At 62.4% G+C, this 11,146-nt stretch carries 6 protein-coding genes and 1 pseudogene; 3 read left to right on the plus strand and 4 right to left on the minus strand.

The window, feature by feature from the left end:
- The 4 genes and pseudogenes from RYL44_RS09175 to RYL44_RS09190 all read right to left on the minus strand — a co-directional run.
- Positions 1–1,175: pseudogene (locus RYL44_RS09175) on the minus strand (type I polyketide synthase); the annotation flags it as partial.
- Positions 1,176–1,219: 44 nt separating this feature from the next.
- Positions 1,220–2,776, minus strand: coding sequence for an acyl-CoA carboxylase subunit beta (locus RYL44_RS09180; protein WP_073983158.1), 1,557 nt, complete (start codon positions 2,774–2,776; stop codon positions 1,220–1,222).
- On the minus strand, positions 2,773–4,563 hold the full coding sequence (locus RYL44_RS09185) for an acetyl/propionyl/methylcrotonyl-CoA carboxylase subunit alpha (RefSeq protein ID WP_073983159.1): 1,791 nt from the start codon (positions 4,561–4,563) through the stop codon (positions 2,773–2,775). The genes RYL44_RS09180 and RYL44_RS09185 overlap by 4 nt, the downstream gene beginning before the upstream one ends.
- Positions 4,550–5,434, minus strand: a complete 885-nt coding sequence (locus tag RYL44_RS09190; protein ID WP_073983160.1) for a biotin--[acetyl-CoA-carboxylase] ligase — start codon at positions 5,432–5,434, stop codon at positions 4,550–4,552. The genes RYL44_RS09185 and RYL44_RS09190 overlap by 14 nt, the downstream gene beginning before the upstream one ends.
- 316 nt (positions 5,435–5,750) lie before the next feature.
- Between RYL44_RS09190 and ettA the strand changes: the two genes are divergently transcribed.
- The 3 genes from ettA (at position 5,751) to malQ (ending at position 10,211) form a co-directional block, all read left to right on the plus strand.
- Entirely contained in the window at positions 5,751–7,433 is a 1,683-nt protein-coding gene (gene ettA / locus RYL44_RS09195) for an energy-dependent translational throttle protein EttA (protein ID WP_073983161.1), read from the plus strand.
- A 299-nt stretch (positions 7,434–7,732) separates the two neighbouring features.
- Positions 7,733–8,017: a PTS sugar transporter subunit IIB gene (locus tag RYL44_RS09200; protein WP_073983162.1), complete on the plus strand. Its 285-nt coding sequence runs from the start codon at positions 7,733–7,735 to the stop codon at positions 8,015–8,017.
- 43 nt (positions 8,018–8,060) lie between these two features.
- On the plus strand, positions 8,061–10,211 hold the full coding sequence (malQ, locus tag RYL44_RS09205; RefSeq protein WP_073983163.1) for a 4-alpha-glucanotransferase: 2,151 nt from the start codon (positions 8,061–8,063) through the stop codon (positions 10,209–10,211).
- The last annotated feature ends 935 nt before the right edge of the window (positions 10,212–11,146 follow it).

An 11,146-nucleotide genomic window follows, 5' to 3' on the forward strand; every position in this document is an offset into this window, starting at 1 on the left:
AGGCGCGAGAAGGCGGTGTCCACGACGGTCTTGCCGTCGGGCAGGGTCACGAGGCCGGGGCGCAGGTGCGACCAGTCGGTGCCCGGCTCGGGGGTCCAGCCGGGGGTCGCAGCCTTGTCGCGGTCCGCGGCGGTCCCGGCGGCTACCACGCCGACGCCGGTTCCCTCGACGAGGGTACGGGTCATGCGCACGGTGGTTGCCCCCGGACCCATGTCGACGATCCAGGTGGCGCCAGAGTCAGCGGCGGCGCCAATCTGCGCGGGCCAGTCAACGGGGGTAGTCAGAACGGCAGCTGCCAGGCGGTGAGCGAGTTCAGCGTCGATGCCGCACTGCGCTGCCCACTCGTCAACCAGGGCGAGGGCGTCGGCCAGCATGGGGGAGTGGAAGGGCACGTAGACCGGAAGGTACTCGCACACGGGGGTCAGCGGGCGACCGCCGCGCTCGTGCGCGTCGTGCGCCGCCTTGTCTTTAGCGGCCGCGCGCTCAATGGCGGCAACCAGCGACGCCAGGTCGTTCGGGGCGCCCGAGACGACGTGTGTGTCCGTATCGTTACGCAGCGCGATCGACAGCGGATGGGACGTTGAGGGCAGGGAAGAGACAATGCGCGATAGGACAGCATCCTTTACGCCCCGCACGGACACCATGTAGGTTGCGTCTCCCGCGTGGGGGGCGCGAGCACGGCGCGTCACGCGGGCAGCAGCCGCACCGATCAGGCGAGCGAGCGCGAAAACAGACGCAGCCCGCGCTTCGTCCCCTGCGATCCAGGCGCGCGCGATTTCCACACCGAGCACACCCTGCGAGTGACCTTCAAAAGCGGTGGGCCGGTTCGCCACGATGTTCAGGCCAGCGCGCGTCAGGTCGATGAGCGCGCCCAGCTGTGCGGCGACGATACCCGGAACCGACAGGGCGGCCTCGTCGGGGCCAGTTACCTCGCGGGTCACGGCCACTTCACCGTCAGGAGCGGGCAGCGCGAAGGGTAGAACCGACACGGACTGCGTGGCCAGCGAACGGCGCACGGGGGAGAGCACCTTATCCGAGGCTTCGATGACGCCAGCGACGATCGCGGCGATCTCGGGATCGTGGGCAATCTCGTCGAGCGCGGCGCGCCACGGGGTCGCCTGACCGGCGAAGGTCAGCGCGTAGGGAGTCTCGTTCAGAGAGGACACAAACGACATGTTCATACTTTCGATCGGGAACAATACTTCTCAAACGGCACCGGTCACAGGGGACCGTTGTCGTGACGCTTCACATGGGGGGCGCGCTGGTCCTTCGAGGCCAGCAGATGCAGGGAATCGATGATGGTCTGACGGGTGTCGGCGGGGGCGATAATGCCGTCGAGCTGGCCTGAGGACACGGACACCTCCGGGTTAACGGTCTCTTCCTCGTAGCGAGCGACCAGCTCAGCCTTCGTCTCCTCAAACGTGCCGTTCTCGCGGGCAGCGGCCAGCTCACGGCGATACATGATCGACGCTGCGCCTTCCGCACCCATGACAGCGATCTGCGCGTCCGGCCAGGCAAACGCCAGGTCTGCGCCGATCGACTTCGACCCCATGACGATGTAGGCGCCGCCGTAGGCCTTACGCAGGATCACGGTCACCATCGGAACCGTCGAGTTCGCGTAGGCGACGATCACCTTCGCGCCGCGGCGGATGATGCCCGCCTGCTCCTGCTCGGTGCCGGGACGGTAGCCGGGCACGTCCACGAAAGTAACGATCGGCAGGCCGAAGGCATCACAGAAGCGGACGAAACGCGCGGCTTTCTCCGACGCATCAACATCGAGGGTGCCCGCGTCGTTCATTGGCTGGTTTGCCACGACACCCACCGACTGGCCATCTACGCACGCGAAACCAATCGTCACGTTGGGGGCAAACAGGTCTTGGATTTCCACGTACTCGCCGTGATCGACCAGAGAACGCACGACATCTCGGACGTCGTAGGGCTGACGCGCTGAGGTCGGAACCAGGTCCGCGACCGCGCGTGCCGCAGCCTCGTCCTCCGGGTTTGTAATGTACTCGTACTTCGGGGGATCGACCTCGCACGAAGATGGGAGATAATCCAGGAGCGAACGCACGTAGTCGATCGCTTCTTCCTCCGTGTCCGCCATGTGATGGGCCACTCCGGAATGGAAGTTGTGGATAGCGGCACCACCGAGCTGGTCGAGCGTCACCTTCTCACCCGTTGTGGCTGCCACGACATCCGGACCGGTCACGAACATGTGCGAGTTTTCGCGCGTCATCACAATGAAGTCGGTCAGCGCCGGCTGGTAGACGGCGCCACCCGCGCACGGACCCAGGATGATCGAAATCTGAGGAACCAGCCCCGAAGCCTCGCACGTCTTCTTAAAAATGCGACCGTACTGAGCCAAGGCGACGACGCCCTCCTGGATGCGAGCACCGCCCGAATCCTGAATGCCGACAATCGGGATGCGCATGCGAATACCCAGGTCGATCAGGTCGACGATCTTGTCGCCCTCGACTTTGCCCAGGGTTCCACCCATCACCGAGAAATCTTGCGCGTAGGCGGCCACCATTCGGCCCTGCACGCGACCGTATCCGGCGGCCACAGCCGACCCTATGCGGCCGGCGCGCACCGACCCGCCGATGAACTGGCCGACCTCGTGCCATACGCCGTCGTCGAAGAACAGGGCGAGGCGCTCGCGGGCCGTCAGCTTGTGCTTGGCGTGCTGGCGCTGAGCGGCCTTTTCTTCAGCTGCTTGGGCGATCGCGTCTTGCGCCTGGATGAAACTGTCACGCGTGGCGGTATTCGTCGTGCTCATTTGGCCTCCTCGGTGGCGATGTGGGCGATGCGCGTCCCGGCCGTGACAGTGTCACCCTGGGCGATGGCAAGGGAAGTGACGGTGCCAGCGCGGGGCGCCAGCAGCGGCTTTTCCATCTTCATGGCCTCGAGTACGGCCACGAGCTGGCCTTCCTCCACGCGGTCTCCTTCCGCGACTGGCAGGGCGACGACGATGGCTTGCATGGGTGCAACAATGTCGCCGGGGGCACCCTGGTGGGGTCCAGAGTGGGTAGCGGTCGCGCTGGTGCGGCGCGGGGTTGAGCGCAGCGGTTGGGATGGGCGTGGCGCGTGGGCTGCAGGCGCGTTGAACATGCCGGCCGGCAGAGTCAGGGAGACTCGGCGCCCGTCGAGCTCGATGATGTAGGTTTGGCGCGGCAGGTCCGCCGTGGCTGAGGCTTCGTCGGGGGTCGCCAAGTCCGAATAGTCGTGGTGAGGCATGAACGTGGTCTCGAACCAGCGTGTCGAGACGTTAAAGCCGCCCACGCCGCAGAAGTCCGGGTCGTTGATGATGTCCTGGTAGACGGGGACGGGGGTGGCTACGCCCTGAACAGAGAACTCGGCGAGTGCGCGGCGCGAACGTGCCAGTGCCTGCTCACGGTCTGCGCCCGTCACGATGATCTTCGCAATCATGGAGTCGAAGGCCGTCTGGACGGAGTCGCCCTGGTCGATGCCGAGTTCGAGGCGAATGCCGGGTCCCAGGGGCCAGTGAACCTCGTCGAGGCGGCCCGCGGTGGGCGTCAGATCCTTCGAGGGATCTTCGGAAGTGACGCGGAATTCGAAGGAGTGACCGCGGGGCTCGGGGGGAGTCGTGAGTGCCAGGCCCTGAGCGATACGGATCTGCTCGCGCACCAGGTCGATACCCGTGACCTCTTCGGAGACAGGATGCTCGACCTGCAGGCGAGGATTCACCTCAAGGAACCAAATATTGCCATCCGGCTCGAGGAGGAATTCGACGGTGCCGACGCCGACGTAGTCCACGTGCTCGAAGAGTGCACGCGAAGCGGCGACGAGCGTCTCGTGGGCGCCCTCAGGTAGGAAGGGCGCGGGTGCCTCCTCAACGAGCTTCTGGTTGCGGCGCTGGACCGAGCAATCACGGGTCGAGATGACGTGGAAGTTACCTAGGGAGTCACGCGCGGACTGGGTTTCGACGTGGCGGGCAACCTCGACGAAACGTTCGACGAAGTAAGCGGCCAGATCCTCGGCGTCTGTGTGGCGAGCGAAGAAGAGATCAAGGTCGGATGCCGAACGGATGATGCTGATGCCTCGACCGCCGCCACCGTCGGCGCGCTTGAGCACCACGGGGTAACCTGCTGACGCGATGAATTCTTCAACCTCTGCTCGTGAGGACACGGGTTCGGACACTCCGGGAACCGGGGACACGCCACATTCGTGCGCGATACGGCGAGCGTTGATTTTGTCGCCCAGGGCATCGATGACGGAAGAAGAGGGGCCAAGCCACGCGATACCGGCATCCTCGACGGCGCGCGCAAACTCGGAGTTTTCGGAGAGGAATCCGTACCCGGGGTGAATCGCGTCAGCACCTGTTTCGAGGGCGATGGCCAGGATTTTTTCACCGTTTAGGTATGTGGACGCGGCGTCGTCTCCGCCCAGCGAGAGTGCCTCGTCGGCTTCGCGTGTGTGGGGCGCGGCCATGTCTTGATCGGCGTAAACGGCGATCGTGGAGATGCCCATGTCGGTGGCGGTGCGGCACACACGCAGGGCGATTTCGCCACGGTTAGCGACGAGGATTCGGTTAATTGTTCGCACGCTTCTCCTTGGTGTCGTGAACGAGAGTCAGGGGGGTGCCGGTCGTGAGGACGTCTCCGGCGTTGATTTCCTCGGTCGTACCGTCATCTGTGCGCAGCAGGAGTGCACCGGTGGGGGCCAGACCGAGCGCGATCCCTTCGCGCGCGGGCGTACCGTGCGCGTCTGTGGGGCTGGCGAGGACGATTCGTGTGCCGATGAGGGGCATGGCTTGCTCGGCTTCAGTGAGCAAGCCAGCGTTCGCGGCGTCACCGTGGGTGATGAGGGAGCGGATGCGTTCGTCTAGGCCTGTGAGGATTGAGCCGAGGAGTGCGTGGGCGACGCTCGTGGGGGCGGTTCCGGCCTGTTTGTCGCCTTCTGCCAGTAGGGAGGTGGCTTGGGCGGTGGGCATAGTCCCGGCTTCCTGGGCGATGTTGATGCCGTAGCCGAGAATCGCGGCGGTCATGTACGGGGACGAGGCTGGGGCGAGTTGGGCGAGGATGCCACAGATTTTCCGTGTCCCGTCTACTAGGACGTCGTTGGGCCATTTCAGGGTGACAGTGTGGCCGAGGGGTTCCAGGCGAGCTGTCAGGGCGTCGCGCACGGCGAGGGCGCAGGCGTGGACGGTCCATCCGAGGGCTTCGGCGGGAAGGGAGGAGGGGAGTGAGACGATGGTTGAGGCCAGGAGTGCTTGGCCGGGCGGGGTGATCCAGGAGCGCCCGAGGCGACCGCGTCCGGCGCTTTGACTATCGGCGATGATGGTCGTCAGGTGCGGGGTAGCTGTGGCGGTGTCGGCCAGGAGGGTGGCAGCCAGGTCGAGAGTGGAGGGAGTGTCGGTCACGTGATAGATGGGTGCGCGCACCGCGTCCATGGTGATGCGCGTCGGGGTGACCATGTGCGTTCCTTCCGGTGTGTGGCAGTTTGACGGGGGCACGCAGGTGCCCCGGTACTTAAAAGTTTGTCTTAAAAGTCGAAGAGATGCACGCACTTTTTAAAAAATTGCAATAGTTTCTAATGAATCATTACGGAGGCGTAACCAAGCACGATGCCCGTGACTGTGCGGAAGTGGCGAAATTCCCGCGATTTTGCCCTGAGATGAGGATCACCGACCTCGTCGTTGCTCTGGGCCTCGTCCTGGCGCGCGAGGGATCGGTACCATAGGGGAGATCCCGCGCGCGTGAGCGCGTCCCCAACCACCCGAACGGAGTAACGTGGCGGAGTTTATTTATCAGATGATCAAGGCCCGCAAGGCCATCGGTGACAAGGTCATCCTTGACGATGTCACCATGGCTTTCTATCCGGGCGCCAAGATCGGTATGGTTGGTCCCAACGGCGCCGGTAAGTCCTCGATCCTGAAGATCATGGCCGGTCTGGACGAGCCCAGTAATGGCGAGGCTCGTCTGACTCCCGGCTACTCGGTTGGAATCCTCATGCAGGAACCCATCCTGGATGAAACGAAGACGGTCATCGACAACGTGCGCCTGGGTGCCGCCGGTATTTTAGGCAAGCTCGCCCGCTTCAATGAGATTTCTGAAGAGATGGCCAACCCTGACGCTGACTTCGATGCCCTCATGGATGAGATGGGCAAGTTGCAGACTGAGATCGATGCCGCCAACGCATGGGATATTGACTCGCAGCTCGAGCAGGCGATGGATGCGCTGCGCTGCCCGCCGCCGGATCAGCCGGTCTCCGTGCTTTCCGGTGGTGAGCGTCGCCGTGTCGCCCTGTGTAAGCTCCTCATTGAAGCGCCCGACCTGCTGCTGCTCGATGAGCCGACGAACCACCTGGATGCTGAATCCGTTCTCTGGCTCGAAAAGCATCTGGCCTCCTATCCGGGGGCAGTTATCGCCGTCACCCACGACCGCTACTTCCTTGACCACGTCGCCGGCTGGATCGCTGAGGTTGACCGTGGCCACCTCTACCCCTATGAGGGCAACTATTCGACCTACCTGGAGACCAAGGAGAAGCGTCTGCAGGTTCAGGGGCAGAAGGATGCCAAGCTGGCCAAGCGCCTGAAGGAAGAGCTCGAGTGGGTTCGCTCGAACGCCAAGGGACGTCAGGCCAAGTCCAAGGCGCGCTTGGCCCGCTACGAGGAGATGGCCGCCGAGGCCGAACGTACCCGCAAGCTCGACTTCGAAGAAATCCAGATCCCGCCGGGTCCGCGCCTGGGTAACGTGGTCATCGAGGCCAAGGATCTTCAGAAGGGCTTTGGTGATCGCTCGCTCATCTCCGGCCTGTCGTTCTCCTTGCCGCGCAACGGTATCGTTGGTGTTATCGGCCCTAACGGCGTTGGTAAGACCACGTTGTTCAAGACCATCGTTGGTCTTGAACCTCTCGATGGCGGTGAGCTGACCATCGGCGAAACTGTGAAGATTAGCTATGTCGACCAGACTCGTGCCGGCATTGATCCGGACAAGACCCTCTGGCAGGTCGTTTCCGACGGACTCGACTTTATTCAGGTTGGCAATGTTGAGATGCCCTCTCGTGCGTATGTGTCGGCATTTGGTTTCAAGGGTCCAGATCAGCAGAAGCCGGCTGGTGTCCTCTCCGGCGGTGAGCGTAATCGCCTGAATCTGGCGCTGACCCTCAAGCAGGGTGGAAACCTACTGCTGCTTGATGAGCCCACCAATGACCTTGATGTTGAAACTCTGGGTTCTTTGGAGAATGCTCTACTTGCGTTCCCGGGCTGCGCCGTCGTTGTCACCCACGATCGTTGGTTCCTTGACCGCGTCGCCACTCACATTCTCGCCTGGGAGGGGACTGAGGAACAGCCTGACAAATGGTACTGGTTCGAAGGTAACTTCGAGGCGTACGAGAAGAACAAGGTGGAACGCCTGGGTGAGGCTGCTGCCAGCCCGCACCGTGTCACGCATCGTAAGCTGACGCGCGATTGATGTTCATCGCTCAAGCGGGGGAGGGTCTGTGGGCCTTCCCCCGCTTGAGCGTATGTCCGGGGTGTTGATGCCTCGGGGGCTGCGTTTTTGGTGAGAGTCGAAGGTTCACATTGAGATGTCACGTAACTTGACAGTATAATTTGTGAGTGTATTTGATCGTTGGGACCGTTGGGTTAATTATTTATTGAGCGGCTTGACAGTGTGGATGTTCATGTTGCGGACCCCACTTGCCTTTTGTGCAGGTCACATCTACTATGTGATACGAATCGCAAAAAGCCGATGGCGTGAAAGGGGCTCCGATGGCGATTGAACAAGCGCTCATCGACGCGCTGGGAGGGTACCTCAACATCGTTGAGATCGAACCCTGCACGATGCGTATCCGTGTTCAGGTGAAGACTCAGCGGGCAGTTGATGAAGCCGCGCTGCGTGTCGATGGTGTGTTGGCCGTCGTTCGTTCGGGCGATGTTGTTCAGATTGTTTGCGGGGCTTCCTCCGACGATATTGCGAGCGCAATGATCGCCTCCATCAAGAGCGTGGCCCATGACACACCCTTGGATTCTTTGTCACAGCGGGCACACGCATAAAATTGTTTGTGTCCTCAGCCCACAACGTAGAGAGCTTTGTTCCGTGGATACCCATTCCCCCGCATCTGACAATATTGATCTGCTGCGACATGTCGCCGATGTCAACGGTGTCGCGACCGGTTTCTGGGATTGGTACGGGAATTGGATAGGTGTCGGTGCGCCAACCCTCCTGAAAGTCCTCGGAGCACTTGGACTCCCCCTGGATGAGTCTTCGACAGTCGGAGACGTTGAGAACGCAATGCGCCTGACCGATGAACGCGAGTGGCGCCGTACTCTCCCGCCGACCATTGTGGCTCGCCAGGGAGGTGGCTACGAGTTCCGGGTGCACGTGCCCGATGGCTCGTGGGTCAATGTGCAGTGGGTTCTCGAGGACGGACGCAAAGGGCAGTGTGAGCAACTCGATCGCTATGTGCCGCCGCGCATGATTGATGGGCAGCTCGTGGGCCGCGCAACCTTCGACGTGCCTCACTGGCTGCCGCTGGGCTGGCATCGGCTCGTGGCCACCGTTGAGGGCGGCCACGTTGAATCTGCGACACTCATCATTGTGCCGAACTCTCTGTCTCTGCCGCTCCTGGAGTCATCGCGGCGCGTGTGGGGCGTCAATGCACAGCTCTATTCGACGCGCTCAGCTTGCTCCTGGGGAATCGGCGATGCGACCGACTTGGCTGATCTGGCTGCCGTCTGCGCAGACAAGGGGGCTCAATTTCTCCTGATCAACCCGGTGCATGCTTCGCAGCCTGTTTCTCCGCTGGAGGATTCGCCCTACCTGCCGGTGTCCCGACGCTGGGTCAACCCAATCTATATTCGTCCCGAGTCTATTGAGGAGTATGCGTCGCTGCCTCAGGCATCGCGTGACGCTATCGAGCAGCTGCGTGATGAGACCCGTCAATTCGCCATCCGTGAAGACCTCATCGACCGTGATCGTGCGTGGGAAGCCAAGCGTAAGGCTCTCGACATCATTTTCACCGCGCCGCGCTCCTATCACCGCCAGTCCCAGTTCGACCACTTCGTTGAAAACGGTGGTTCGGAGCTGTCCAACTACGCGCTGTGGTGTGCCCTCGTTGAACGAGAAGGTGCCATCAAGCTGCCCGAGGATCTTGAGCGTTCGTCCTCGCCGCGCGTCGAGCTCGAGCGCCTCGAGCTGGCGGACCGTGTGAACTTCTTCGAGTGGTGCCAGTGGATCGCCTCCGAGCAACTAGCTCACGCCCAAGAAGTCGCCCACGAGGTCGGCATGGAAATCGGTATCATGGCTGACTTGGCCGTGGGCGTGCATGGCTTCGGCTCTGAAAAATGGAGTCGTCCCGAGCTTTTCGCGACGGGCATGAGTGTGGGTGCGCCGCCGGATGTTTACTCTCAGCAGGGTCAAAACTGGTCACAGCCGCCGTGGTCGCCGCGTTCCCTCGCAGAGACGGGCTACACGCCGCTGCGTGACATGGTGCGCGCTGCGCTGGCTAACGCCGGTGCCGTCCGCATCGACCACATCTTGGGTATGTTCCGCCTGTGGTGGATCCCGGAGGGTTGCGCGGCCACCGAGGGGACGTACGTGTACTACGACCACGAGGCCATGATGGGCGTCATCCTGCTGGAGGCACAGCGTGCAGGCGCTGTCGTCATTGGCGAGGACCTCGGTGTCGTCGAGCCGTGGGTGCGTGACTACCTGCGCGACCGCGGCGTGTTGGGAACGTCGGTCGTGTGGTTTGAGAAGGACGGCGGCGGATGGCCGCTGCGCCCCGAGCACTACCGTGATCGCGCGCTCGCTGCAGTCAACATCCACGATTTGCCGCCGACTCTTGGATACATCCGAGGCATCCAGACGACGCTGCGTAGCGAGCTGGGCTTGCTGACGGATGACATCGAGATCGTGCGTGCAAGCGATCGACTAGAGCTTGAGCAGATTGTGGAGCGCCTGCACGAGTACGGGTGCATCGACGGATCGGAGCCAAGCGAGCGCGAGATCGTCGAGGGCCTGTACCGTTACGTCGCCAAGGTTCCGTCCAAGCTCGTCGTTGCTTCTCTCGTCGATGCGGTGGGAGACGTCCGGCCGCAGAATATGCCGGGCACGGGCGCGGATCAATACCCGAACTGGCGTGTGCCGCTGTGCGACTCTGATGGCGAAGAGGTTTTCATCGATGATCTGCCCAGCAACGAGCGCTTGACGTCGCTTTTCGCTCTGCTGACCGGATCGGTGAACTAGAAACGGACCAGCATGCGTGGCCCCGTACGCCCTGTTGGGCGTACGGGGCCATTCCATCCGTGAGGCGTTATCTCATCCCATCGCGGGCGGATGAGCTGTTCTTCGTACTGGTCTAGCAGAAGGTTGATTGATCGGCTTATAGGACAAAGTATATTGGTCAGGGGTTGGTCTCAGGCATCGTCGAGGGAGGCCTCGGTGGCGCTGGCGTTCTCGCGCCGCCGATGGGTGCTGGCTGCGGCGTGTGTTTCGGTCGTCCGTTAGGGTGCTTGCGCGGGCGCGCCGCCGATGGGGGTCGGCCCCATCAGGAAGATTCCATCTGATCGGGGTAGTCCTCGAACATGGCGGGGTCGGTGGGTGTTGGCTCTATTGGGAGGGTTCCACCTGATCGGGTGTAACACCCCATCGGTAATAAGCAATATGGTGGAATCGGTGCTTCTCGCTCCCTTCGGTGTGGTCTTGGTGCTGCCTGTCACTTGCCGTGTGGCACGATCGGCGCGAGGTCGAACGTGAAACCGGCGCCTGGCACCTGCGGCTTCGTGTTACGTGAGAGAGTGTTGTAGTGCCACTCAGGTCCGAGCGATTTGCGTCGCGGCTGGCTCGTGACTGGTGTGAGCGCCTCGGATCTGTGGATGTGTGGGGCTTCGTGGGGCTGGTGCGTGCTTGGCCTGTGGCGGCCTGGCCCCATGGGTGGCTGTGTCAACCCTTCAGTGCGCAGCTGGACCCTACTAGTGGAGTATGGGCACACCTGCCCACGCTCCACTTAAGGGGTTAACGTGCGCATTGAGGGGTTGAGGGTGCCAGTTGTCGGGTTAACAGGCTCTTCGCATTTAAGGGTGTAGGGGGTGTTGGAATCCGCCGGGGTGGAGGAGGCAGCGTAGGTGGTAGTTTCGGTGGTTGATGAATCCTTGGGCGATGCCGCGGAGGTGTTCGAGGGG

This window comes from Actinomyces bouchesdurhonensis, assembly GCF_963540955.1.
Taxonomy (GTDB): Bacteria; Actinomycetota; Actinomycetes; order Actinomycetales; family Actinomycetaceae; genus Pauljensenia; species Pauljensenia bouchesdurhonensis.